The following is a 24,762-nucleotide window of genomic DNA, read 5'->3' on the forward strand; positions in this document are numbered from 1 at the left end:
GGAACGAACACTCACATCAGACTCCCTCTCAGGAATCCTCCGGATGTTCCTTCGGTGAATTCAGCATACCAGAGACTCTTGCGCCCCCTCGATCACTTCAGACGCAAAGTGCCCACAGTGGAAAGGGAGTCTTCGGAAACGGATTCGCTGAACTCGCTGCCAAACCATGTCGGCTGAGCAGGAAGAGCTACAGTACCGCCCCGCCGCCCCAGGAGGCAAATCACCCTCGCTGGCACCCACGAGCTCCTCTGGCACACCCTGCCAATCACTCGCACGCCGCTGCCAGCGCCATCCCGGGGATGACTTAGGCTGCTGGTCGGTACGCCATCCCGCGGGGATGCGAACGTGAGCTGAAGGTACCCACCGGGGAGGCATCATGACCACCGTGACATCGCCGCTCACCGGACAGGCGATCGGACTCGGCGCCGTACCCGACCCGGTGTTCTCCGGGGCGATGGTGGGCCCCGGCACCGCCGTCGATCCGGCCCGGGAGAGCGCCGTGGCCGTCGCCCCCGTGGGAGGCATCATCGTCTCGCTCCATCCACACGCGTTCGTGGTGGTCGACGCGGAGGGACACGGCGTACTCACTCATCTCGGCATCGACACGGTTCAGCTCAACGGTGAGGGTTTCGAGTTGCTCGCCGCCAAGGGCGACACAGTGAAGCGGGGGGATCCCGTGGTGCGTTGGGACCCGGCGGCGGTGGAGCGGGCCGGCAAGTCCCCAGTCTCTCCCGTCATCGCGCTCGAGGCGACGGCCGACTCCCTCACCGACGTGCTTGAGGACGGCGCCATCACTCCTGGCAAGGCCCTCTTCAACTGGACGTGACGGCCTGGCCCTCGAGGCCGGCGCCGAAGTGACTCGCGGGGCGAATACCGCCGTACGTACGGAGAACCGGAGACAGGTCAGATGGACGCAACGCTTCAGGGTGTCGGCGTAAGCCACGGGGTGGCGATCGGCGAGGTGCGCCACATGGGGTCGGCAGCACTCGAACCGCCCGCTGAGCAGATCCCCGCCGAGGAGGTGTCACGCGAACTGGGCCGGGCCCAGCAGGCCGTGGAGGCGGTGGCGGCGGACCTGACGGCGCGCGGGCAGCTGGCCGGCGGCGAGGCCCAGGCGGTGCTCGAAGCCCAGGCCATGATGGCTCAGGACCCCGAGCTGATGACCGATGTCGAACGGCGCATCACCGTGGGCAGTACGGCGGCACGCGGCGTGTACGACGCGTTCGCCAGCTACCGGGCGCTGCTCGCCGGTGCGGGTGACTATCTCGCCGGACGCGTGGCGGACCTGGACGACGTACGGAACCGGATCGTCGCCAGGCTGCTCGGCGTGCCCATGCCCGGTGTTCCGGACAGCGACAGCCCGTACGTACTGGTCGCCCGCGACCTGGCGCCGGCGGACACCGCCCTGCTCGATCCGACACTGGTGTTGGGGTTCGTCACCGAGGAGGGCGGTCCCACCAGCCACAGTGCCATCCTGGCCCGGGCGCTGGGCGTACCGGCCGTGGTCGCGCTCCCCGGAGCCTGTGAGCTGCCAGAGGCGACACTCGTCGGGGTGGACGGAAGTACGGGCGCCGTACTGGTCGACCCCGACGCGGACGCACGTGACGCGCTCGAGACGATCGCCGCCGAGCGGAAGGCCGCCTTGAGTGCCGCCAGCGGGCCCGGAGCCACCTCAGACGGCCACAAGGTGCCACTGCTCGCGAACGTGGGCGGCCCGGCGGACGTGTCGGCCGCGGTCGCGGCCGGCGCGGAGGGCGTGGGGCTGTTCCGCACCGAGTTCCTCTTCCTTGAGGACAGTGCCCAGACACCGACCGTGCAGAGGCAGACCGAGGCGTATCGCGAGGTGTTGCAGGCCTTCCCCGAGGGGCGGGTCGTCGTACGGGTCCTGGACGCGGGTGCGGACAAGCCACTGGACTTCCTGACGCCCGCGGACGAGCCCAACCCGGCCCTGGGCGTGCGTGGTCTGCGCACCCTGGTCGACCACCCCGAGGTGCTGCACGAACAGTTGACCGCGTTGGCCCGTGCCGCGGAGGGGCTGCCCGTCTATCTCGAGGTGATGGCCCCTATGGTGGCTGACCGTGCGGACGCGCGCGCCTTCGCGGACGCCTGCCGGGCCGCCGATCTGACGGCGAAGTTCGGGGCCATGGTGGAGATTCCGTCAGCGGCGCTACGGGCGCGCGCGCTGCTGCAGGAAGTGGAGTTCCTGTCGCTGGGCACCAACGACCTGGCGCAGTACGCCTTCGCGGCGGACCGCCAGGTCGGGGCGGTTTCCCGGTTGCAGGATCCATGGCAGCCCGCGCTACTGGATCTGGTGGCGCTGTCCGCCGAGAGCGCCATGGCGGAGGGCAAGAGTTGCGGAGTGTGCGGGGAGGCGGCGTCCGACCCGCTGCTGGCCTGCGTACTGACGGGGCTCGGCGTGACCAGTCTGTCCATGGGAGCTTCCGCCCTGCCGTACGTGCGCGCGACACTCGCCAAGCACACGCTCGCGCAGTGCGAACGGGCCGCGGCGGCGGCCCGCGCCACTGACTCGGCGGAGGAGGCACGGGCCGCCGCGCACGCCGTGCTCTCCGGAGAGTAGCGACGAGCCGGCAGCCGTCGGCTTCCCCTTGGTCGTGCCGGCGTCGCTCCCCTACAGCTCGATGCCCGGTTGATACCGCACTCCAGGCTCGGGTGGTACGGGCTCGCCGGTCTCCGCGTCGGTGCAGTAGGCGGCGAACACCTCCGCCTCGCTCAGCGCCCTGAGTCCGTCCCTTCGCACGCTCCAGCCGCGCACCGTCTCCGTCGGCGCCGACTGGTCCTTTGACGTGCCGGACTGGCTGCGTGCGACGAGTCCGCCGGCACAGTCCGCCGTGCCGCCCACGGTCAGGACCGCGCAGAACCGCAGCGCCTCGTCGTCGTCCATCCACACGAGGCCCGGGCGGCGGTCGCCGAGGTGGGTGTCCGCACCGCGCTCGCCCACACACTCGGCTCGCAGCACGGCGGCGAGCGGGGCGACGGGCGTACGCACGCTGCACACCAGCGAGTGGCTGCCCTGCCCCAAGGCGTCCAGGAGCCGGTTCAGCAGCTCCGCCGCCTTCACGAAGCGGTCTGCTCCGAAGGTGTCACCAAGCCGCGGCCCGGCCTGGCACGTGCCGTCCGTCGGCGACCGACGGCCGCCCGTCCGCTCCCCCGCCTCGGCGGTCACCGCACGCTCGCCCTCCGGGAGCCGGGGCAACAGCGCCTCGATCCGCTCCCCGGCATAGGGCACGGTCCGGCCGATGGCGGCCAGTCGAGCGGCGTAGCGCGCACGACTGTCCGCGGAGTCCGGGTCGACTCCCGCCCGGGCGCAGTACTGTGCGTACTCGCCCGGGTCGAAGCCGCCGACCGTGGTGCTCAGGCCCTGGCGAGCCAGTGAGCGCAGCAGCCGCTCGGTGTGCCGCAGGTAGGCACCGTGGTCCCGGAAGGTGAAGGAGCGGTACCGACGCATCAGCGCGAAGTCCCGGCGTCGAGTCAGTACCGCCACTGTGCCGGGCACTTCGCGGCACACGGCGCGCGGCGCAGCGCACCGGCGTGTCCTGGAACGTGTCATGCCACTCCCCCTGCGGATCGCTGTCGGGCCTCGCCACAGCCCTCGGACGTGGGTTTGCTCGGGGTGGCGACAGCTGAGCCGGCCACCCTCACTCACCGTAGTCGGGGGGTCTGACAACGCGGCCGCCCAGCAGGGGCACACGGCTCGCGCGGCACGCAGCCGCGCGGCGCTGGTCAGCCTCCCCGTGCGTCTGTTCCCGGGCCGTACGGGCTCAGTGGCGCTCGCTCGCGTCCTCGCGCCGCACCCGGGCGTAGAACCGGAGGAGTTCGACGTCGTCGACCGATCCCGGATTCACCGCGCGCTCCAACTCGGTGCCCTGGAGCAGACGTTTCACCGGGACTTCGAGCCGCTTGCCGGTGAGGGTGTGCGGCACACCGGGCACCTCGATGATCTCGTCGGGCACGTGACGGGGCGACAGGGACTGCCGGATGGCGTGCTTGACCCGCTCGCGCAGCGCCTCGTCCAGTGACGCGTCCCCCGACAACTGGACGAACAGCGGCATCCAGTAACCGCCGTCCGCTTCCTCGACGCCGATCACCAGGGATTCCTTGATCTCCGGCAGACGCTCCACGACCTCGTAGATGTCGGCCGAACCCATGCGCACCCCCTGGCGGTTCAGGGTGGAGTCCGAACGGCCGTGGATGACGACGGTGTTCCGGCTGGTCACGGTGGTCCAGTCGCCGTGTCGCCAGACACCTGGATAGGTGTCGAAGTAGCTCTCGTGGTAGCGCGTGCCGTCCGGATCGTTCCAGAACCGGACCGGCATGGAGGGCATCGGTCTGGTGACGACGAGTTCCCCGACCTCGTCGATGAGCGGATGACCAGCAGCGTCCCAGGACTGCAGATCCGTGCCGAGGCTGGGTGCCTGCAGTTCGCCGGTGTACACCGGGAGGGTGGGCACGGCCCCCGCGAAACACGAGCACACGTCGGTGCCGCCGCTGACGGAGGCGATCCACAGGTTCTCCCCGGCCTGCTCGTGCAGCCAGCGGAAGCCGTCCGGTGGCAGCGGCGAGCCGGTGGTCGCGACGCAGCTCAGGCGGGAGAGGTCATGGTCCTCGCGGGGCCGTACGCCGGCCTTGCGGCACGCCATGACGTACGCGGCTGAGGTGCCGTACAGCGTCGTACCGGTGCGCTCGACGACGCGCCATTGCGCTCCCGTCTCGGGATAACCGGGGCTGCCGTCGTAGAGCACCACCGTGCAGCCGGTCAGCAGGCCGGAGACCAGGAGGTTCCACATCATCCAGCCGGTGGAGGTGTACCAGAAGAAGCGGTCACCGGGACCGAGGTCACAGTGCAGGTGAAGCTGCTTGAGGTGCTCCAGCAGGATGCCGCCCTGGGACTGCACGATGGCCTTGGGCAGTCCGGTGGTGCCGGAGGAGTACAGCACCCACAGCGGAGCCTCGAACGCGACCTGCTCGAACTCCGGCTCGGTCGCCCCGGACCGCCCCGACACCAGATCGTCCCAGGCCAGCGTTCCCTCGGGGGGAGCGCTGCCCAGCAGCGGGACGTGGACGACGGCGCGTAGGCTCGGCAGCTCCCGGCGCAGCTCGGCCACGGTCTCGGCGCGGTCGTGCACCTTGCCGCCGTAGCGGTAACCGTCGACCGTGATGAGGACGGTCGGTTCGACCTGTTGGAAGCGGTCCAGGACACTGCGAGCGCCGAAGTCCGGGGCGCAGGAGGTCCAGACCCCGCCGACCGCGGCCGTCGCGAGGAAGGCGACGACGGCGTGCGGGGTGTTCGGCAGATAGCCGCTGACTCGGTCACCGGGCCGCACCCCGAGTGCGCGCAGCTCGGCGGCCAACGAAGCCACCTGGTGCCGTAGTTCGGCCCAGCTGACGGTGCGCGGCGCCAGTTCCTCGTCGACGTACAGCAGCGCCGCGTCGTCCGCTCGGGTCGGGTCCTCGGCGGTACGGAGCGCGTGCTCGGCGTAGTTCAGCGTGGAGCCCGGGAACCAGCGTGCCCCCGGCATCTCCCGCTCGGCGAGCACGGTGTCGTACGGCGTGGAGAAGCGCACCTCGCACCACTCGGCGAGGGCCCGCCAGAAGGTCTCGAGCTGCTCGGTGGACCATTGATGGAGCGCGGCGTAGTTGGTCTCGGGGGCGTCCGGGAGCGGAGTGGGGGCGCCGTGCCGCTCGGCCGCCCAAGCGTGGAACCGGGTGATCCGGGCCTCGTCGGCCCGTTCCGGGCTGGGACGCCAGAGCGGCTGCGCAGCGGAATCCCCGTGCGCGGAATCCTGCGGTGTGCTGTGCTCTGCGGTCATGACTGCTCCCGGCGGTACGCGTGGTGTGCGTCGTCTCCGCGCACGAGCTGGGTGTGCGCGCGACACGGCTGCCCAGGACGATGCCATGTGATCTTGCCGCACACCAGGGCGGGCATCACCATACCGGGGGCGGGGGACATGTCACCGGCGCATACGCGCGCCAAACGGCCGGGCGGGACGCCGCCGAACCGGTCCGGGACGTCTCCGGTCCCTCTCCGAGGTGAACGCCGGTTGAACGACCCCTTGGCGCGGGACCGGTGATGGCAGGCTGAACAGCATGAATGCGCGTGTTCTGGTGCGGTCGTTGCGGATGGCGGTCACCCCTCACGGGTGGCGTCTGGCCGGGTCGTCATGGCGCCGTCGCCGGCTGGACGCGGCTCAGTTGCCCCGCGTACGTGCCGAGCGGGCCCGGGTTCCCGGGGTCGCCGTGGGGGCGGAGGCGCTGCCGGGCGGCGGGGTGATCCACTTCGCGCGCTCGTCGCTACGGGTACGCGTGGCCTCCGGCGGCGCGGTCTTCTGCGGGTGGGACGGAGCAGCGCCGGAGCCGTCGTACGCCCTTGCGGGGCAGTGTCCGCCGCCGGACCCGCGGGCTGGTCTGGAACCGGACAAGGACGGTGGTTGGCGGGTCGTCTCGGAACGGGTCATGGTGACCGTCTCCCGTCGCGGCATGGTGGAGGTGCGCACTCCGGGCGGCGTCGTGTTGCGCCGTGACCTGCCACCGCGCTGGTGGGGCCCGGACGGGGGGCCGGCGGTGACGCACTGGTCGCACCGGTCCCGCGTGGCCGCGGACGCGCGGTTCTTCGGACTGGGTGGCCGCTCGGTCGGTCCGAGGCTGCCAAGCGGCTCGTACCGGCTGTGGAACAGCGACCCCGGGCCGTCCGACCCGGTCCGGGACCCGCTGCACCTCACGATGCCGCTGCAGTTGGTGGTGGCGGACGTGGGTACCCACCTGGTGTTCCACGACAACTCCTGGGACGGTCGTGTCACCTTGCGGACAGGCACCGAGGGGGCCGGTTCCGGACCCGACCAGCCTGGTCGGAGCGAGGTGCGGATGACCGGCGGGCCGCTGCGGTACTGGGTACTGACCGGGGCCCCGGCCCGGGTCATGCACGGTTGGAGCGCGCTGACCGGTGCCCCCGCCATGCCGCCCGACTGGGCCCTGGGGCCGCAGCACGTGATCGAGGGAAGCACGTCCGAGGAGGTCGTGCGGGTGCTGGTGGCGCGCTGTCGGCAGCGGAGCCTGCCGCTGCGCGCCGTACACCTCGAGGTGGGGCCGCCCCGGGAGCAACGGGGGTTCGCCGTGGACCGGGGTCGGTTTCCGGACTTGCCCGCTCTCGCTACCGAACTGGACGCCGCGGGGGTACGTCTGGTCTGCGCCGTCGATCCCGGGGTGAAGGACGAGCCGGGCAACGCCGTTCTCGAGAGCGGGCGCGCGGCGGCGGCCTTCGTCGGCGACGCCCTCGGGCGGACGGTGCGCGGGGTGGCACCGCCCGGTTCGGTCGTCTTCCCGGACTTCACCGACCCTCGAGTGCGCGAGTGGTGGAGCGGCCTGTACGCGGAGCGGCTGCCCCGGGGCTTCGCCGCGGTGTGGCACAGCCGGAACGAGCCGACGTCGTACGCCGCGTTCGGCGAGCGGACCCTGCCGCGTTCCGCACGGCACTGTCTGGAGGGGCGCGGCGGCGACCATCGGGAGGCGCACAACGTCTACGGATTGACGATGGCCGCCGCCGGTCACCAGGGCCTGCTCGAACGGCGTCCCGACGTGCGACCGTTCGTGTTCACGAGGGCTGGCTGGGCGGGGGTGCAGCGGTACGGCGGGGCGTGCTCCGGCCCGGGGGCCGCGGACTGGTCGGGGCTGCGGGCGGCGCTGGCCCGGGTGCTGGGGCTGGGGCTGTCCGGAGTGCCCTACTCCGGTACGGACGTCGGCGGTGGCGCGGAAGCACCGACGCCGGAGCTGTACCTGCGCTGGGTGCAGTTGGCGGCGTACCTCCCACTCTTCCGCAGCCGCAGCCCCAGTCCCAGATCCAGCCGCAGCCGCGGCACCGAGGGGCTCGGCTCCGGTGCGCCGTGGGAGCACGACCCCGAGGTACTGGCGGCGGTCCGCGACGCGCTGGACCGGCGGGAGGAGCTGGCGCCGTACTTCGGCACCCTGGCGTGGTTGGCGCACCGCACCGGCGCGCCGTACGTACGCCCGCTGTGGTGGCAGCATCCGCGGGACCGCGCGCTGCGGGAGTGCGATGACGCCTTCCTGCTGGGCGATGCGCTGCTGATAGCGCCCGTGCTGGAGCACGGCACGGTGCGTCGCATGGTCCGGTTGCCTCGTGGCCGGTGGTACGACACCGCGTCCGGTCGGGCGTACGAGGGACCGGCGCGGGTGCTCCTCGACGCTCCGGCAGAGCGGATTCCGGTGCTGGCCAGGGCTGGTGCGGCGATACCGGTCGGCGGACCGGAGGGGCGTACGGAGTTGGAAGTGTGGTCCCCGGCGCCGGGTCGTACGGGCGGCGGACTGGTGATCACCGGTACCGCGGAAGGACGGGAGCGGGCGAGGGTGGAACGGCTCACGGTGCTCGCCACGCGGGCGGGAGAGCCGCGGGTGACCCGGGAGGACGGCGCTCCCGTGGACTATCCGGTGCGGGTGCGCGGCTGATAGAGGAGGAGCATGGCACCCAGAGGATCGAGAATCGCCGCCGCCCTGCTCGCCGTCGTCGCCGTCGCAGGCGCCGCTCCCGCCAGTACCGCCGCCCCCGGAGCGGCGCCCGGTGGTCGCCCCGGGAACCCCGCCGGTGGCCCCACCGGGGATCCCGCCCGGGCATCGTCGGAGCCGAAGGCACCGGAGGAGTTCGTGGCGCTGCGTCGGGTGGCGCCGACGGTACTGCGTGAGATCCGGTACGCCACGGCGCACACCTTCACCGGTGCGCCCGTGGAGGGTTACGAGCAGCCGCTGTGTCTGCTCACCGAGGACACCGCCAAGGCGCTGCGTCAAGCGCAACGCTCCCTCCTGCAGCGCGGATACTCGCTGAAGGTCTACGACTGCTACCGGCCGCAGCGCTCGGTGGACAGCTTCGTGGACTGGGCGAAGGACCTTGAGGACCAGCGTATGAAGGAGGAGTTCTATCCGCGGGTGGACAAGTCCCGGCTCTTCGAGGACGGTTACATCGCCGAGCAGTCCGGACACAGCCGGGGCAGCACGGTGGATCTGACGGTGGTGAAGCTGCCGGCCCAGCCGACCCGACCGTACGTCCCGGGCGAGCCGCTGACCCCGTGTCACGCGCCGCGTGCCGAGCGCTTCCCGGACAACTCCCTCGACATGGGCACCGGATATGACTGCTTCGACACCCTCTCGCACACCCTGGACCCGCGGGTGACCGGTGAGCAGCGGGAGAACCGACTGCTGCTGAAGGACGTCATGGAGGACGCCGGCTTCGAGAACTACCCCAAGGAGTGGTGGCACTACACCTACCAGCCGGAGACCTTCCCGGACCGCTACTTCGACTTCCCCGTGCACCGGCGCTCCCTCGCCGGCCACTGACCAGGCCGACAGCCGGCGGCGGTACGGGACCACCCCCGTCGGCCCCGTACCGCCGTCGTCGCGGGATGAGACGTGCGCCACCGGGGCACGGTTCGGTACGCGCTGCGACCGTGACGGGCGTGCAGCACTGGTGACGTGTTCGTTACGGCCGTCGGGTGGACGGCACGGAAGGTGCGGTTGCTCCGTTCCAGCGGCACGCCGGCGGGCGGGCCGGACGCTCTGGGGTGCCGGATCACGGGCGTACACGACCTGATCCTCGGCGTGGTCCACGGCGTGGTCCACGGCGCCCGGAGGCGTTCCGAGGGTGCGGGACGCTCCCGTGTCCGCGGGCCCCGTGCCGGCCGGGCGAGTCACCTCACCAGGTGTAGGACGCGGGACACGCGGTACCCGGGTGCCCAGCGCTGCCCGTCCCGTGCCCGGACGAGCACATACCCTGCTGGCACATCACAGGTCGCGGCCACGGGCGCGGACGCAGAGCGCGCCACGACCGCATCGCACGCCACGTCACCGCCGCCGAGCAAGGGACACGACCATGACGGACTCGTACGTCGCGGCCATCGACCAGGGCACCACGTCCAGCCGCTGCATCATCTTCGACCAGAACGGCGAGATCGTCGCCGTGGACCAGCGGGAACACCGCCAGATGTTCCCCAAGCCCGGTTGGGTGGAACACGACGCCACCGAACTCTGGTCCAAGGTGCAGGCGGTGGTCGCGGGCGCGCTCGCCAACGCGGGCATGCGGGCCGACCAGCTCTCCGCGCTGGGGATCACGAACCAGCGGGAGACCACGCTCCTGTGGGACCGGCGCACCGGGAGGCCGGTGCACAACGCCATCGTGTGGCAGGACACCCGCACGGCCGGCCTGTGCGAGCAGTTGGGCGGCGAGTACGGACAGGACCGGTTCCGGGACCGCACCGGTCTGCCGCTGGCCAGCTACTTCTCCGGGCCCAAGGTGGTCTGGCTGCTGGACAACGTGCCGGGCCTGCGTGAACGGGCCCGCGCCGGGGAGATCGCCTTCGGCACCATCGACTCCTGGTTGATCTGGAACCTCACCGGGGGCACGGACGGGGGCGTGCACGTCACCGACGTCACCAACGCCGGTCGTACGATGTTGATGAACCTGGAGACCCTGCAGTGGGACGCCTCGATCCTGTCCGCCATGGACATCCCGGAGGCCGTCCTGCCGGAGATCCGGTCGTCCGCGGAGGTCTACGGGACGGCCGTCGGCCAGCTCGCGGGGGTGCCGGTGGCCTCCGCGCTCGGCGACCAGCAGGCGGCGGTGTTCGGTCAGACCTGCTACCGGGTCGGTGAGGCCAAGAACACCTACGGCACCGGGTCGTTCCTGCTGCTGAACACCGGTACCCGCCCGGTTCCCTCGAAGAACGGCCTGTTGACGACGATGGGCTACCAGCTCGGCAGCGAGCGCCCGGTGTACTGCCTGGAGGGTTCGATCGCCATCACCGGCGCCCTGGTGCAGTGGTTCCGCGACCAGTTGGGCATCATCTCCACCGCGGACGACATCGAGCCGTTGGCGGCGCGTGTGGAGGACAACGGCGGCGCCTACATCGTGCCGGCCTTCTCGGGCCTCTTCGCGCCGTACTGGCGCTCGGACGCCCGCGGTGTGATCACCGGACTGACCCGGTACGTCACCAAGGCACACCTGGCCCGGGCCGTACTGGAGGCGACCAGTTGGCAGACCCGGGAGGTGGTCGACGCGATGTACGAGGACTCCGAGGTGGAGATCCGCACGCTGAAGGTGGACGGCGGGATGACGGCCAACAACCTCCTGATGCAGCACCAGTCGGATGTGCTGGGCGTGCCGGTGATCCGACCGGTGGTGGCGGAGACGACGTGTCTGGGCGCGGCGTACGCAGCCGGTCTGGCCACCGGCGTGTGGTCGGACATGGACGAGCTCCGCGCGCAGTGGAGGCAGGACGCGGAATGGACGCCGCGGATGGACGTCGGCACCCGGGATCGCGAGTACGCCAACTGGCGCAAGGCGGTCCGGCGCAGCTTCGGTTGGGAGGAGGGGGACACCGACTGACCTGCCCCGGTGTACGGGCGCGCCGAGTCCGGGAGGGCACGCGCTCAGGACGTGGGCGTGGGCTGCTGTCGCTCAGCGACGGTGCGCATCGCGTTCTCCACGACGGTGACCAGCACGTCCCTGGAGGAAGTGCGGCCACGTGCGTCACAGAGCACCACGGGCACCCGTTCGTCGAGGTCGAGAGCCTGCCGTACGGTCTGGGTCGGATACTGGTCGGCTCCGTCGAAGCAGTTCACGGCCACGGTGAAGGGCAGGCCACGCCGCTCGAAGTAGTCGATGGCGGCGAAGCAGTCCTCCAGGCGCCTGGTGTCCGCCAGCACCACGGCGCCCAGTGCGCCCTGGGCCAGTTCGTCCCACAGGAACCAGAAGCGGTCCTGTCCGGGCGTGCCGAAGAGGTAGAGCACCAGTTGCTCGTTGATGGTGATGCGGCCGAAGTCCATCGCCACGGTGGTGGTGGACTTCTCCTCGACCCCCGTGGTGTCGTCGATGGGCGTGCCCGCCTCGGTCAACGCCTCCTCGGTACGCAGCGGTTTGATCTCGCTGACGGCGCCGACGAAGGTCGTTTTCCCCACTCCGAAGCCGCCGGAGACCAGTACCTTCAACGTGACGGGCTCGGCGGACACGGTGGCTTTTCCGCGACTGCGCTCAGAGCGCCCGAAGACCATGGATCACCTCGCGCAGGATGTGTTCGTCCGGCAGGTCCGCCGGCGGTACGGGACGGGTGACGCGGACCAGTCCCGCGTCGATGAGGTCGCCGACAAGGACGCGCACCACGCCCACCGGCAGGTCGAGTTCGCCGGCCAGGTCCGCCACGGAGAGCGGGGCGCGCCGACAGCGGCGAACGATCTCGAGGTGTTCCGGCGCCAGGGTATGGTCGTCGTCCGGACGCGTGCGCCCGGCGCCGCTCGGCAGGTCACTGGGCGGCGGGTCACTGCGTGGGGGTTCGCCGTCCGGCAGTTCACCACGCGGCGGTTCCCGCTCCGGCGTGCCGCCGTGCGCCGTTGCTTCCGGGATCACCATCGCGATCAGGTCGATCCGGTCCGACCCGCCCGCCGCACGGGTGCGACCGCGCGTCATGGCGTACGGCCGCACCACCGGCCCCGCGGCGGCGTCGAACCAGCTCTGGGCCATGCCGCCCCCGTCAGCTTCCGGGTGACTGGTGGGAACGGACGGCGGTGCCCAGGTGACTGCCGACACGTTTGACCATCAGCGTCATCTCGTAGGCGATCAGTCCGACATCGGACTCGGCGTCCGCGAGCACGGCCAGGCAGCTTCCGTCGCCCGCCGCGGTGACGAACAGGAAGGCGTCATCCAACTCCACGACGGTCTGCCGGACCGCGCCCGCCTCGAAGTGCCGGCCGACGCCCTTGGCCAGACTGTGCACCCCGGAGGCGACGGCCGCCAGGTGCTCGCTGTCCTCACGGGTGAGGTCCGCGGACAGTCCCCTGGCCAGCCCGTCACCGGAGAGTACGAGCGCCTTGCGGATGTTCCCGACACGCTGGACGAGTTCGTCGAGCAGCCAGTTCAGGTCGCCGCTGCCGCCGGTGCTGTCCACGGCTGAGTTCGCTCCGGTCATTGACCTTCTCCCTCTGGAGTCGTTCGAGTTTCTTCCGGCGGCCGCCCGGGCGGCTGATCGTTCTCCCGCCGACCTCGCTGCCAGCCGCGCTGCATCGAGGCGAGCCGGCTGCGTACCCGCTCCGCGTCCCGTTCGTCGAGGTCTTCCTGGCCCGGTGGCCGCTGGGGACGGCGCCGGTCGGACTCCTCCGGGTCCGTCCTGAGCTGCGGGACGAGACTGGCTTGTCGTACCCGGCGGGGAAGTCCGCTCACGGTCCCGGAAGCAGCGCCGCCCCGGTCCTCCGGATCGGCCCGCTCGTCCTCCGAGGACCACGGGTTCGGGGAGGTGTCGCCTCCACCGGTGGTGGCGCCGGTGTCGTCCCCGGAACCGGGCCTCGGGTCACCGCCGCCCGCGCGCCGTTCGGTGTCGGTGCGGCGGTGTGCCGGTTCGCGACGGTCCTGGACGGTGCGGCCGTGATCGGCGACCAGCACGGGTGTGCCGGGTCTGCGGCGCGGCAGCGGGGCGTGCTCGGCCTCCTCGTCCGCTCCCCGTACGTCCGAGGAGGAGTCGCTGGCGGCCTGTTGGTGCTGTTCCGGTGAGGGGCCCAGCCGGCTCGTGCCACGGAAGAGCCCCCGGGCCGTGCTGTCGGCGCCGTTCGTACGGTCGCGGTCGTCCGCCTGCTCTCCGCGGGGAGTCCGTGTGGGGGCGTCCGAGTCGGCCAGCGCCGCCTCGAGTTCGACGGGTCCGTCCAGCGCTCCGGTCCGCGGTCCGCCGTCCAGGGCGGCGCGTCCCCGGGACAGCGCGGACAACCGGTTGTATCTCGGCTCACGCTCGCTGTTCACGCGGGTGACGCGGTCCTCCTCCGGCGGGGTCTCGGTGAGGATGGCCCCGGGGATGAGCACCACCGCGGTGGTTCCGCCGTACGGTGAGGGCTGCAGGGAGACGCGCACGCCCTGCCGGAGCGCGAGCCGCGAGACCACGAACAGACCGAGCCGGTCGGTGTCGGACAGCTCGAACTCCGGCGTCTCCGCGAGTCGCAGGTTGGCGTCGAGTTGCGCGTCCGTGGTCATGCCGAGCCCACGGTCGTGGATCTCCAGCGTGAAGCCGTTGGCGACGCGTTCACCACGCACCTGGACGGCCGTGTGCGGCGGGGAGAAGACCGTGGCGTTCTCGATGAGTTCGGCGACCAGGTGGGTGAGGTCGGAGACCGCGCCGCCGTCCACTGCCAGCGGCGCCAGCCGACGTATCTCCACCCGCTCGTAGTCCTCCACCTCCGCGACCGCGGCCCGGGCGACGTCCATGAGCTGCACGGGCTTGCGCCACTGTCGCGAGGGCGCCGCCCCGGAGAGGATCACGAGACCCTCCGCGTGTCGGCGCATCCTGGTGGTGAGGTGGTCGAGCCTGAACAGGTCGGCCAACTCGTCCTCGTCCTCCGTACGTCGCTCCATCGTGTCCAGCAGGGACAGCTGACGGTGCAGGAGCACCTGGTTGCGCCGGGCGAGATTCACGAACACCTCGGACACGCCGCGGCGCAGGTCCGCCTGCTTGACGGCCGCCTCTACCGCGGAGCGCTGCAGGGTGTTGAGGGCCCGTCCGACCTGACCGGCCTCGTCCGGCGGGTAGTCCAGCCGTGGCGCCTCGGTCTCGACGTCGATCTGCTCCCCGGCCGCGAGGCGGCGCATCACGCTGGGGAGCCGCGTGCCCGCGGACTCGTTGGCCTCTCTGCGCAGGGCACTGAGGTCGGTGATGAGCCGGCGCCCGATGCGTACGGTCACGAAGATCGACACCAGTACCGCGAGCAGTCCCAACACGCCCACCGCACCGGCCCGGACGAACACCGCGGTGGCCACCGGGTCGACCCGGTCGGTGTGTCGCTGCGCCGCCGCGTCCTGGGCTTCCCGCAGTTCGGAGAGCACCTCGGAGGTGGCTTCGCGCCAGCGCTCGGCGTCCACCACCTCGGCGGCCTCCCGGGATCCCGCGGTGAGCAGCGCGTCCTCGTAACTGCTGAGCGTGCGCCCCTCGGTGGCGTTCCACAGCTGTTGGAAGCTCTGCTGGTCCTCCGCCGGCAGCTGGCGCAGGCTGGTCTCCAGGGCCAGCTTCCGTTCCGCGATCCGGTCCGAGAGGGCCCGGCGGTCTCCCTTGGTCGTCTCGCCCGCCACCAGCGCCGCGGCGATCAGGGCATCCTCGCGGGAGAGGTACTCGCGGGCGCGGGTCAGGCCGACCAGCGCCTCGCCCTGCCTCTCGAGTTCCGCGTCGTGGACGTTGGGCAACGAGCTGAGGAAGGTCATACCGGGGTCGACGAGGGCGTTGTACGCCTGGAACGCGCCGCCGCGCGTGAGGGTGTTGTTCTCCGCCTTCGCACGCAGTTGCGGGAGCTGGTCCCATTCGCCGAGCGCGGCGTCGAGGCGCTCCCGGGACTCCGCGCTCAACTCGCGTCGTACGTCCACGCTCACGGCCTCGCGTACGGCGTCGACGGCACGGTCGGTGGACCGCTGCTGGCGGTGCAGCTGGCTCTGGGTGTCCGAGCGTCGGGGATCGGCGAGGTGTACGAGCGTCTGCCGTCGCTCTTCCTGGATGGCCCGAGTCGCCTTCTCCAGGGGGTCGTTGAGCGCTTCCGTGACCTCGGTGGCGGTCCGCAGCCGAACCGCCTCCCGCCCGGTGAGATATGTGGCGAAGGCCCACACGGACACCAGAGACACCAGCGGCACCAGCAGCAGCGCCACGATCTTCCGGCGGATCGGCTTCCCGCGAAAGCGCATGGCCTCCCCAATGTCGGCTCCGGCGCGGAGGAGTGTTCCTTCAGTAAACGGCGTGAGCCTACTACTGACGGCTCAACAACTCGTAGACGTGTTCGCACGCAGGATCGGCCGCCCAGGGTGCCTCATCCTGAGTTGTCCGTCGATGCCCGAGGAAGGCCGGGCGGAATGTGGCACAGGACACCAGCATGAGAGCGTCAGAATGTCCATATGTGTGCGGGGGGAGTGAACAACCCATGTACGACAAGCCTCGACTGCCCGATCCGGTGCGGTCCGCGGCCGTACGCGCGGTGCTCATCATCGCCGTGACCCTGGTGCAGTTGGTGATCGCGCTGCTGTGCAGCTACGCCGGGGTGTGGCTGGCCTTCCCCATGGTGCTCTCCACGGTGGCCAGCACGGTGGTGGCGACCTGGGGGGTGTTGGACGTGTGGGTGACCCGGCAGGTGTGGGCCCAACGGCACGGCGTGCTGTCCGAGCCCAGCAGCGTGGCCAGGACCCGTCGAAGACCCCGCGTCAGCCCGACTCGGCGGCGGGACGACGGAAGTTCCGAGTCGCGGTGATCTCGCCCTGTACGGTCTCCGCTTCGCGCTCCGGCTTCGGCAGCCCGACGCGCAGATGCTCCTCCACGCTGATGTACTTCAGGCCGGCCCGCAGGTCCGCGTCGTTCCGTAGGCGGATCACCAGGGGGAACTCCGCCAGCGCGGTGGTGTCGAACAGACCCGTGGTGTAGAGGAGTTGCACGCCCAGCGCGTCGGCCACGGCTCGTTGCAGCTCGAGGAGGTAGGTGGCGTTCGCCCGCCCGATGGGGTTGTCCAGGAACAGGGTGCCCGCGTGCCGGTCCCGGTCGTGACCCCGGTCGTTGCCCCGTAGGGCGGCCATGGTGCAGTACAGCGCGATCGCCGCGGTCAGCAGCTGGCCGCCGGAGAAGACATCGCCCATCTGACCGACCGGCACCCGCTCCGCCCGCAGCACGGCGTCCGGTTTCAGGATCTCCACGGACACACCGCGCGGCCGCAGAGCGGCGTGCACCCCGCGGAGCAGCAGCGTCATGCCGTCGCGACGCAGGTCGGAGTTCTTACGGACCGCCGCCCGGGTCGCCTCGTCGATCACCTCGCCCAAGCACTCGGCGAGCGTGGCCTGGTCGGGGTCGTCGAAGCGCACCCGCAGGAACTCCTGTCCCGACCACTCGCCCAGCCCCTCCGGCAACCGGGACAGCCGCTGCGCCGACCGCAGCGTGGCGAGAGAGGACTCGACCAGGCCCCGCAGCCGGTCGACGATACTGTCGCGGTTGCGCTCCAACTGCTCCAACTCGTCGCTGAGCACCCGCAGTCTTGGTGCGAACGCCGCCGCCCAGGCCGCCGCGTGCTCGGGCAGCGCCGCCGCGGGCAGTTCCCGGATCTGCTGCCGCGCTGGCGTACGCACCGCCTCGTACCGCGTGGCGTTCGCGTGCCGCACGAGCACGTCGCCGGCCTCTCGTACGGCCCCTTCCGCGGCGGTGAGGTCGGCCGCGCAGCCGCGGAGCGAACGCCGGGCCTCGGCGGCGGCCTGCCGGGCCTCCGACAGGCCACCGTCGTACGGCTGTGCTGGCTCGGCCGACTCACCCCCGGGCCCCGCCGTGCCAGGCGCCTCGCGCGGCGGGTCGTGCAGCGTGGCGGCGGTCTCCTCGAAACCGGCGGCCGAGTCCTGCGCCTCCTCGTGGGTGCGCAGCAGCTCCGCGCGGGTGGCGGTGGCCGCCGCCAACTCATCCCCGCGAGTGGCCAGTTCCCCGTTCGCCGTGCGCAGCAGCGCCAACGCCTGGGTCGCGTCCTCGGGCACCCGGTCGGCGGGCAGTTCGGTGTGCGCGACGGCGTCCGCGGGAGCGAGGCGTTCGGCCTCGCCGCGCAGCCGGCCAAGCTGTTCGCTGGCCTCCGCGGTCCGGGACTCCAGCTTCTGCACGAGTGCCTCGGCACGCGCGGACGCGGCCTGCCGGGACGGCCCGTCCGCGCCGTCCGGTCCGTCCAGCAACTGCGCGGCGCGCGTGCGCACCTTGTTGGTCAGCCGGTCCAACGAGGCGAGCGCCGCGCTCTCCGCGCTCTCCGCGTGGGCCTGCTCGGCCCGCAGATCCGCTCCCACGCCGACCTTGTCGTACAGCCGTGCCGCTGACCGGTACGCCTCCCGCAGGGCCGGCAGCGAACCCTCGGGGGGTGGCGAGGCCGGATCGGTGCCCTCCGGCACCCCGACGACCTCCGCCCGCTCGGCCCGCAGCGTCCGTGCCGTGCGGTGCGCGTCATCGGCGGCCCGCTGCGCCGCGCGCCGGTCCTCGTCCAGCGTTCTGGCCCGCTCCACGCACGCGGCGGCGCGCTCCTCCGCCTCGGCGGCGTCGCCCGTCAGCTCCCGCAGCCGGGTCTGCCAGCCGGCGCGCTCCCGCAACCGGGAGGCCAGCCCGGCGAGGGCGTCCGCGGAGCGGCGGGCGCGTTGGGCCGCCTCCTGTCGATCCTCGCGCAGCCCGGCGGCCTCCGTCGCCGCCGTGTCCGCCTCCTCGTATGCCGACCGGGCCTCCTGGAGCCGCCGCGCGGCATCCTCCGCGGCCGTACGCGCCTCGCCCACCGCCTCGGCCAACTCGGCCAACCGGCCGGGCGGGCAACTGGTCCGCCAGGAGGCGAGCCGGGCCGCCAGCGTCCGGTCGGTGGACAGTCGGGCGGCGAGCGTACGGATCTCCTCATCCCGGGCCAGCGCGCGCTCCCGGAGTTCGTGCCGCTCCTGGTCCGCGGCGCGTTCGTCGTGCATGGCCGGGTTCGGTGGTACGAGGAACACGCCGGCCGCGGGCTCCGGCGCGCCGTGCCACCGCTTCCCCGGTCCCTCGGGTGCCTCGGGTGCCGCCGCTGCCTGGGGTGCCTCCGGCGTACCCGGGGTTGGGGCGAGCAGCGCGGCGGCCGTACCGACCGCGACCGCGGACCGGGGCAGCAAGGCGGCACCGGCGAGTACCTCGTGGGCGCGCGCGTGGCTCTCCGGGTCGGTGATGACGACCCCGTCCACGAGTTCCGGGCGGGCGGAGAGGACGGCGGTGTGGTCGACCGGGTCGACGGCCTGCGCGAGATAGCGCCAGCCGGGCAGGGCCGGGATGCCGTGCTCGCCCAGGTACTCCACGGTCGCCAGCACGTCGGGACCGGCCGGCAGCAGCCCGCCCTCCCCGAGCGCGCCGAGCATCCGCGAGTCCTCGGCGGCGTCCGTACGCAGGTGGAAGAGCTGGCGCTCCAGGGCTGTCACGGAGTCGTCCAACAGCCCGCGCAGGGACTCGGCGTTGCGGTCCAGTTCCTCGGCGCTCAGCGGGCCCCCGGCGGCCGACGGTTGCTCCTCCGGCGCGCTGCGAATGCCGGGCTCCTCGGTGGCGCGCTGGCCGGGCAGGCCAGGGGCCGGGGTGTGCGTGTCCGGCGGGGCCGACGGCTGCGGCAAGCCGAGGAGTTCGGCCACACGTACCTCGCCACCCAGGGCCGTCGCGGGGCGGTACTCGGCGGCGTACGCCACCTCGGCCGCCTCGGTCGCGTCCGAGGAGCGGGCGGCCGCGAGTTCGGCGCGACTGTGCTCGGTGGCCGCCGCCTGGGCGCGCTCGGCCGTCTGGACAGCGGTCTCCCGGGCGGCCTCCGCCGCCGTCCGGGCACGCTGCTCGGCCTCCTCGGCGGCGAGCGCGGCGCGGGCCGGGTCGACGTCCTCCGCGCTGTCCACTAGCCAACCGGCCCGCACTGCCTCGGTGGTCTCCCGCTCCACCTCGGTGAGCCGCTGGCGCAGATGCTCGCTCTCGCTGCGGGCCCGCTGAGCCGCGGTGGCTGCGTCGGTGGCGTCCTGGTGGGCCCGCTCGGCCTCGGTCTGCAACTCCGCGGAGCGTCGCTCCTCGTCCCCGGCCGTCCGCTCGCCCTCCGCCGCGGCCGTGTGCAGGGCACGCACCAGTTCGGCGGCGGCCGTGCCCCGGGACTCCAGGGCCGGTGCCGCGTCCCGCTCCGCTTCCCGGATGGCGGCGGCGACCCGCTCCGAACGGTCAACCGCGGCACGGTGCTGCAACACCGTCTCCGCCGCCTGCCAGGCCGAGTGCAGCGTGCGCGCGTCGAGCAGCTCCCGGCGCTGGGCCGCCGCGGACTTCTCGGCGGCGGTCAGGGCCAACGAAGCGTGTCGGTAGCCCAGCTCCGCGGCGATCAACTCCGCCTGGTCCCGCGCCTGCTGCGCGCTGCTGAGCGTGTCGTCGGCGGTGTCCACCCGCTCCGCGACCTCCGCGGCCCGGTCGCGCTCCCGCGCGCCGCGTGCCGCCAACCGGCGCGCCAGGGCACGCGTACGACGCTCGGCGGCCGTGTGGACGTCCCGCGCCCGGCCACGCTCCTCGGTCGCCTCGGTGATGCGGTTCAGCAGTTCCAGCGAACCGGCGGTGAAGTCGCGTTCGGCGGTGAGTTCCGCGCGGCGGCCTAGCTTGTGGGCGAATCCGTGTACCAGCTCGGCGAGTCCGTCGGTGTCCCGGGTGTCCGTGACGGCGCGCAGCAGCAGGTCCGTGAAGTCGGAGTCGTTCTTGACCGCGAAGAGACCGGCCGCCTCGCCCTCGTCGGCGTTCATCTCCCGCTGGTAACGGAAGAGTTCCGGGTCCAGGCCGAGGCCGGTCAGGTGCTCGTTCCACCGCTCGTGCACCTCCTCCCAGACGACGTCCAGGTTCGGGTACGCCTTCCCGGTCTCGCTGAGGACGTCCCGGAAGCCCTTCATCGTGCGGCGGCGGCCCCGAGCGGCGGAGGCTCCCTCCACCGGCGGGCGCACGGAGGCGCTCTCGGCCACCGGCAGGGAGTCGAGACTCATGCCCGGTCCCGGCCGGAACGAGTACCATGCCTCGGCGAACTTCCGCGGGTCCCCGGACACCTGGCGCCCACGCCATTCGCTGACCTTGCCGACCACGACCGACTCCCCGGTGTGGGTGTGCTGCCACTCCAGCGCCACATGGCCGCAGTCGTCCGCGAGCAGGAACTTCCGCAGCACGCCGGAACTGGCACCTCCCAGGGTGTTGCGATGGCCTGGGAGCATCACCGAGAAGATCAGCTTGAGCAGTACGGACTTGCCTCCGCCGTTCTCCAGGAACAGCACTCCGGCGGGTGCCGGTCGCCGGGGCGGTCCGGCGGGCTCCTCCTCGAAGAAGTCGGCCTGGGTGGGTGCCGGCGCCGGCACGCGCTCACCCACTCCGCGCAGGTCCAACACGGTGTCCGCGTAGCGCGCGCCGGCGGGGCCGATCGAGTAGAGGCGGATGCGGGACAGTTCGTACATGGCTGGCTCTCGGGAGTCGGTGACGGTCCGGGACGGGCCGGACAGCTGTGAACGGAGGGGAGCGGACGGGCCGGTGCCCGGCTGCCGGTGCCGCACGCGACGACGCCGGACCGTGCGGCCTACTGGCTGAAGAAAGGCAGACCGGCGTCCGGGGCCAGCTCCGCGTCCGCGTCCTCGGGCGGCAGTAGGGAGGGTCTGCCGTCCCCCACGGGCACCACGCCCAGGCTCAGCAGCTCGGTCAGCGCGGCGCTGGAGGAGCTGTCACGGACCTGCAACTGGTAGCGGGCGGTGGTGCGGTACGTGCCTCCGGCGTCGTCACTGGTGCGCTGGAGGAAGCCCGAGTCGACCAGGAAGGCTACCGCCTTCCCGATGATGCCGGTCGTCGAACCGGCCAGTCGACGGGCGTCTTTGGTGGCTCCGGTCGCGCTACGCCGTGCGTAGACCCGCCAGGCGGCCTCGAGTTGCGGAGCGCCGCTGGCCGGATCGGTGTTCTCGCCCCGCTCGGTCGCGCGCTCCTCCAGCTTGCGGCAGACCTGCCGGACGAAGGTGTCCACGCCGTGCACCGAGACCCTGCCGATGTAGCCGTCGTCGGCCAGATCCTGCGGGCGGGGGAAGGCCATGGCGGCGACGGCGAGATGGGCGAGGCCGTGCAGGAAGCGGTCCGCCGAGTCCGCCGTGGCCCGCCGGGCGTAGTCCCCCATGCGCACGGCGAAGACGGAGTCCTCCCCGGCGGTGACGGCCATCCCCGCGCGGTCGGAGACCTCGAGCACGACCAGGCCGAGCCCCGCGGCCACCGCGTCGGACAGGCGCGCGAAGGCGGGATCGTCACGATGCCGGCGCAGCAGCTGTGCGTACTCCGCGTCCCGTGCGGGCAGCAGCTTGGGCTGCAGGCCGAAGGCCACCAGCCGGGCCGCGTCGGCCGCGTCGGCGGGCGCGACCGCTCCACCACCGCGCTCGCCCGGGGGTCGCTCGGAAGCGGCGGGAGGCTCCGTACGCTCCCGCGCTCCGGCGTGCTCGGCTTCGGCCGCGCGCTCCTCCGGCGCGACGCCGGGCTCCGTATCGGCGTCTGTCATGGTGCCTCCGTACGGTCCGCGGCCATGCCGGCCGCGTCGAGCAGGGCGGTGCCGACGATCAGGTCCGCACCACCGAAGTCGGGATGGTCGAGTTCGGTGCCGTCGTCGACAGCGAACAACAGCCGCTGCTCACCCTGCCGGTAGGCCGTGCCCACCGGCGGGCTGGCGGCGTGCGCGGCGAGCAGCACCAGCAGGTGCGGGAGGTCGGGATCTCGCCGAGCGGCGTCGGCGAGCAGACCGGAAAGCCGCCGTGGTGCGTCCGCCGGCAGGTCGAGCAGTTCCGTCGCCGCCTCGAACTGCTCCGCGCTGAACCGGCTGTCGTCCGGGGTCGCGACGAGGTCCGGCTCGGGCATCTCGGCGCCCAGGTGCTCACGCGGCGCGGGCGGGGTTACGAGCAGTTCGATCAGGTCCCCGAGCCGGACGGCGTTCGGGGTGCGCAGACCCGTGCCGTGGGTGAAGAACGCGTCGGTGGCCCGTACGGCGCTCTCCAGCGGCTGGGGCAGCACGGGGGCGAGCAGTTGGCCGAAGACGTCGACGCCGACCCGGGCCGCCGCCGGGGCGAACGCCTGTCGGTCCTGTTCGGCACGGAACAACGGTCCGGCCTCCAGCAGTCGGGACTGTAGCTGGGTGTGTCGGCGGATGCAGTCCTTGACGATGTCGACCAGCTCCGCGGCGCGGCGCCGGTGACCGGCCTCCTCGGACTCGTCCCGGGCCCGGCGGATGTTGGTGAGAATGGCGTTCTCATGGCGGTAGCGGTCCGCGACGTGGTCCAGGGCTTCGGTGATCATGTCGGGCACGGTGTCCAGCCAGTCCACGGCACGGACGTCGCGCCGGGTGGCCTCCAGGGTGCGGCGCAGCGTCTCGGCGTACTGCACGGTGCGGTAGCGGGCCTGCTCAGCGGCGAGTTGGGCGTCGGCGAGCCGGCCGCGGTTGATCAGCACCTCGAGCTTCACCTCGGCGGCGATCTGCGCGCTGGTGACATCCGTGTCGAGCGCGCCGACCAGTACGTTCACCGCCTCGTCGGTGGTACGCAGATACACCCCGCCGCCGGGCCCGGGCACTTCCTCGATCAGCTTGAAGTCGTAGTCCCGACGGACGTACGCCCCGTCGATGTCGAACGTGCCGTACACCGCGCGGAAGCCGCGGTCCACGCTCCCGACGTTGAGGAGGTTCTCCAACACCCACCGCGCGACCCGCTCGTGCTCGGTGGTGGTGCGCTCCCGTGCCTGCGCGGCGACCCGAGGCAGCAGTCTGGCCACTATCTCCTCGTGATCCGCTCCCGTGTCGAAGTCCATGTGCAGCGTGACCAGGTCGATCGCGGCCAGCGCCACCTCGGCCATGGCGTAGGCGCCGTACTCGCCGGCGAGGTTGGCCTTGCGCGCGTCGAGGTCGTGCAGCGGTGCCGTACAGGCGAGTGCCCGGAGCCGACGGGCCAGCCCCTCGTCGGCCGCCGGGCCGGGAGCGGGCGACTCGCGGATCGCGGGAACGTGCTGCTCGGTCACGATGGACACCGTATGCGCTCGCACTGACATCAGCCGAAACGGCGCGGGTCGGGCCGCTGCCGTGGACTCGTGGAGGGGTCCCGCGGCGAGCCGCTGGCGCCGGTGTCCGGGACGTCTGGTGCCGTCCAAGCGCGCGGGCTCCCTGGCGGATTCAGGTGATGCTCGACGAGGCCGAGGGTGCCGAGTGGGTGTCCCACAGATGCGCCGACGTGCGGCGTCCGCTCGACCGCCTCGGCATACGGTCGGCCGCCGGCGTCCCGTGTGTGGCGCCCGAGGTGCAGCTGTCCTACATGCCCGAACGGCCCCGGTCCAAGGACGAGTTGGACTTCGCGCGGACGCTGCCCGTGCTGCGTGTGAGCCAACGCCGCCGGCCGGCGCGAGCGCTGAAGGGGGCGTACGGCCACCATCCGTGGCACGGACCGCTCGGGTCGGGAACGCCCGCGCGCGGCGCGGGTGGCACGGTGGTCGGCTGACCAGGAAGCGGGCGTGCGCGGCTGTTCCGGCGCCACCTCCGCGTGGCTCACGGACCCACGAGTGCGGTCTCAGCCGACCATGCCGGCCCCCGGACTGAGCCGGCCACGCACCGCGCTCTGCACGCCGGCCTCCTCCGCCGGGTCGGTGGCGAGCCGGCGGAGCCGTTCGACGACCCGGGCGTCGCCCGTGGTGGCGTACTGTGCCGCGATCTCCCGGGTGGACTCCTCGCAGTCCCACAGGCACTCGATGGCGAAGCCGCCGTGGAACGCGGGGTCGGTAACCGCCAAGGCGCGTGCCGTGTGACCGCGCAGTTGGGAGGACGCCGTCTCCCGGTAGATGTGGCGGAGCACCGGTGCGGCACACTGGATCGCGAGCCGTTCCGTGCCCTCGACCAGCGGCCAGAGGTCGTCGCTGTCCGCCCCCTGTTCGCGGATCGTACGGCGCAACGCGACGAGCACCGTGGCGGCGTCCTGCCGGCCTCCGCGACGAGCCAGCAGCTGCGCCGCGACCAGGCCGAGGGCATCCTCACGGTGAGCAGCCCAGGAACGAGCGCGCTCCAGCGCCGAAAGGCTACGCATCCGGGCGAAGGAGGCGAGCGCCGACGCGGCGAGCGCCGGCAGCGGGCTCGTACGCACTCCGGGTGTCGGCTCGCTCCCGACAGCGTGCTGAACGAGGTCGAGCGCCGCCGGGTCAGCGCGCTCGGCCAGGTGGCGAAGGGCGGCGGCGCGGGCGG

The 24,762-nt window shown here is 72.3% G+C and carries 16 protein-coding genes and 1 pseudogene; 7 read left to right on the plus strand and 10 right to left on the minus strand.

All coding sequences use genetic code 11. The annotated features are described in order from the left end of the window. The first annotated feature begins 376 nt into the window (after positions 1-376). Both AN216_RS20225 and ptsP read left to right on the plus strand, forming a co-directional pair. Positions 377-826, plus strand: coding sequence for a PTS sugar transporter subunit IIA (locus AN216_RS20225; RefSeq protein WP_070198139.1), 450 nt, complete (start codon positions 377-379; stop codon positions 824-826). Positions 827-907: 81 nt separating this feature from the next. Continuing rightward, positions 908-2,578 carry a phosphoenolpyruvate--protein phosphotransferase gene (gene ptsP / locus AN216_RS20230; RefSeq protein WP_070198140.1) on the plus strand — a complete coding sequence of 557 codons (1,671 nt, stop codon included), beginning with the start codon at positions 908-910 and terminating at the stop codon, positions 2,576-2,578. Between the two features lie 51 nt (positions 2,579-2,629). On the opposite strand, the gene AN216_RS20235 is transcribed toward ptsP, so the two are convergent. Together AN216_RS20235 and AN216_RS20240 are read right to left on the minus strand one after the other, a co-directional pair. Continuing rightward, positions 2,630-3,502: a hypothetical protein gene (locus tag AN216_RS20235; RefSeq protein WP_244502552.1), complete on the minus strand. Its 873-nt coding sequence runs from the start codon at positions 3,500-3,502 to the stop codon at positions 2,630-2,632. Between the two features lie 277 nt (positions 3,503-3,779). Further along, positions 3,780-5,828 (minus strand): acetoacetate--CoA ligase, encoded by a 2,049-nt coding sequence (locus AN216_RS20240; protein WP_070198142.1) that lies wholly within the window; start codon positions 5,826-5,828, stop codon positions 3,780-3,782. Positions 5,829-6,105: 277 nt separating this feature from the next. On the opposite strand from AN216_RS20240, the gene AN216_RS20245 reads away from it, so the two are divergent. The 3 genes from AN216_RS20245 to glpK all read left to right on the plus strand — a co-directional run bounded on the left by AN216_RS20245 (position 6,106) and on the right by glpK (position 11,401). Further along, positions 6,106-8,475, plus strand: coding sequence for a glycoside hydrolase family 31 protein (locus AN216_RS20245; RefSeq protein ID WP_070198143.1), 2,370 nt, complete (start codon positions 6,106-6,108; stop codon positions 8,473-8,475). Positions 8,476-8,487: 12 nt separating this feature from the next. Beyond that, positions 8,488-9,357: a M15 family metallopeptidase gene (locus AN216_RS20250; protein WP_070198144.1), complete on the plus strand. Its 870-nt coding sequence runs from the start codon at positions 8,488-8,490 to the stop codon at positions 9,355-9,357. 532 nt (positions 9,358-9,889) lie between these two features. Beyond that, positions 9,890-11,401: a glycerol kinase GlpK gene (glpK, locus tag AN216_RS20255; RefSeq protein WP_070198145.1), complete on the plus strand. Its 1,512-nt coding sequence runs from the start codon at positions 9,890-9,892 to the stop codon at positions 11,399-11,401. Between the two features lie 44 nt (positions 11,402-11,445). On the opposite strand, the gene AN216_RS20260 is transcribed toward glpK, so the two are convergent. Genes AN216_RS20260 through AN216_RS20275 form a run of 4 tightly spaced genes read right to left on the minus strand, consistent with a single transcriptional unit; the run spans position 11,446 to position 15,715 of the window. Next, entirely contained in the window at positions 11,446-12,066 is a 621-nt protein-coding gene (locus tag AN216_RS20260; RefSeq protein ID WP_070198146.1) for a GTP-binding protein, read from the minus strand. Continuing rightward, a complete protein-coding gene (locus AN216_RS20265) occupies positions 12,047-12,532 on the minus strand; it encodes a DUF742 domain-containing protein (RefSeq protein WP_070198147.1) in 486 nt (161 codons plus the stop codon). The genes AN216_RS20260 and AN216_RS20265 overlap by 20 nt, the downstream gene beginning before the upstream one ends. Positions 12,533-12,542: 10 nt before the next feature. After that, complete coding sequence (locus AN216_RS20270; RefSeq protein WP_070198148.1) at positions 12,543-12,977, minus strand: roadblock/LC7 domain-containing protein; 435 nt, start codon at positions 12,975-12,977, stop codon at positions 12,543-12,545. After that, positions 12,974-15,715, minus strand: coding sequence for a sensor histidine kinase (locus AN216_RS20275; RefSeq protein ID WP_070198149.1), 2,742 nt, complete (start codon positions 15,713-15,715; stop codon positions 12,974-12,976). Before AN216_RS20275 ends, AN216_RS20270 begins: the two co-directional genes overlap by 4 nt. Before the next feature lie 185 nt (positions 15,716-15,900). On the opposite strand from AN216_RS20275, the gene AN216_RS20280 reads away from it, so the two are divergent. Then, positions 15,901-16,272 carry a hypothetical protein gene (locus AN216_RS20280; RefSeq protein WP_070198155.1) on the plus strand — a complete coding sequence of 124 codons (372 nt, stop codon included), beginning with the start codon at positions 15,901-15,903 and terminating at the stop codon, positions 16,270-16,272. Here AN216_RS20280 and AN216_RS29780 read toward each other — a convergent pair. The 3 genes from AN216_RS29780 to AN216_RS20295 form a co-directional block, all read right to left on the minus strand. Continuing rightward, positions 16,226-20,980 carry a hypothetical protein gene (locus tag AN216_RS29780; RefSeq protein WP_070198150.1) on the minus strand — a complete coding sequence of 1,585 codons (4,755 nt, stop codon included), beginning with the start codon at positions 20,978-20,980 and terminating at the stop codon, positions 16,226-16,228. The two genes, AN216_RS20280 and AN216_RS29780, sit on opposite strands and share 47 nt — an antisense overlap. Positions 20,981-21,099: 119 nt before the next feature. After that, on the minus strand, positions 21,100-22,053 hold the full coding sequence (locus tag AN216_RS20290; protein ID WP_070198151.1) for a hypothetical protein: 954 nt from the start codon (positions 22,051-22,053) through the stop codon (positions 21,100-21,102). Then, a complete protein-coding gene (locus tag AN216_RS20295; RefSeq protein WP_244502553.1) occupies positions 22,050-23,585 on the minus strand; it encodes a hypothetical protein in 1,536 nt (511 codons plus the stop codon). The genes AN216_RS20290 and AN216_RS20295 overlap by 4 nt, the downstream gene beginning before the upstream one ends. A 128-nt stretch (positions 23,586-23,713) precedes the next feature. Between AN216_RS20295 and AN216_RS20300 the strand changes: the two genes are divergently transcribed. Next, a complete protein-coding gene (locus AN216_RS20300) occupies positions 23,714-24,028 on the plus strand; it encodes a hypothetical protein (protein WP_070198153.1) in 315 nt (104 codons plus the stop codon). 69 nt (positions 24,029-24,097) lie between these two features. Here AN216_RS20300 and AN216_RS20305 read toward each other — a convergent pair. Continuing rightward, a pseudogene (locus tag AN216_RS20305) lies at positions 24,098-24,762 on the minus strand (HEAT repeat domain-containing protein); the annotation flags it as partial.

The sequence above is a fragment of the Streptomyces oceani genome, assembly GCF_001751245.1.
Classification (GTDB): domain Bacteria; phylum Actinomycetota; class Actinomycetes; order Streptomycetales; family Streptomycetaceae; genus Streptomyces; species Streptomyces oceani.

Bases quoted from the DNA above. Each gene is read 5' to 3' on its own strand.
- AN216_RS20225 (WP_070198139.1), top strand. From the start codon at position 377: ATGACCACCGTGACATCGCCGCTCACCGGACAGGCGATCGGACTCGGC.
- ptsP (WP_070198140.1), top strand. From the start codon at position 908: ATGGACGCAACGCTTCAGGGTGTCGGCGTAAGCCACGGGGTGGCGATC.
- AN216_RS20240 (WP_070198142.1), bottom strand. From the start codon at position 5,828: ATGACCGCAGAGCACAGCACACCGCAGGATTCCGCGCACGGGGATTCC.
- AN216_RS20245 (WP_070198143.1), top strand. From the start codon at position 6,106: ATGAATGCGCGTGTTCTGGTGCGGTCGTTGCGGATGGCGGTCACCCCT.
- AN216_RS20250 (WP_070198144.1), top strand. From the start codon at position 8,488: ATGGCACCCAGAGGATCGAGAATCGCCGCCGCCCTGCTCGCCGTCGTC.
- glpK (WP_070198145.1), top strand. From the start codon at position 9,890: ATGACGGACTCGTACGTCGCGGCCATCGACCAGGGCACCACGTCCAGC.
- AN216_RS20260 (WP_070198146.1), bottom strand. From the start codon at position 12,066: ATGGTCTTCGGGCGCTCTGAGCGCAGTCGCGGAAAAGCCACCGTGTCC.
- AN216_RS20265 (WP_070198147.1), bottom strand. From the start codon at position 12,532: ATGGCCCAGAGCTGGTTCGACGCCGCCGCGGGGCCGGTGGTGCGGCCG.
- AN216_RS20270 (WP_070198148.1), bottom strand. From the start codon at position 12,977: ATGACCGGAGCGAACTCAGCCGTGGACAGCACCGGCGGCAGCGGCGAC.
- AN216_RS20275 (WP_070198149.1), bottom strand. From the start codon at position 15,715: ATGCGCTTTCGCGGGAAGCCGATCCGCCGGAAGATCGTGGCGCTGCTG.
- AN216_RS20280 (WP_070198155.1), top strand. From the start codon at position 15,901: ATGAGAGCGTCAGAATGTCCATATGTGTGCGGGGGGAGTGAACAACCC.
- AN216_RS29780 (WP_070198150.1), bottom strand. From the start codon at position 20,980: ATGTACGAACTGTCCCGCATCCGCCTCTACTCGATCGGCCCCGCCGGC.
- AN216_RS20290 (WP_070198151.1), bottom strand. From the start codon at position 22,053: ATGACAGACGCCGATACGGAGCCCGGCGTCGCGCCGGAGGAGCGCGCG.
- AN216_RS20295 (WP_244502553.1), bottom strand. From the start codon at position 23,585: ATGTCAGTGCGAGCGCATACGGTGTCCATCGTGACCGAGCAGCACGTT.
- AN216_RS20300 (WP_070198153.1), top strand. From the start codon at position 23,714: ATGCTCGACGAGGCCGAGGGTGCCGAGTGGGTGTCCCACAGATGCGCC.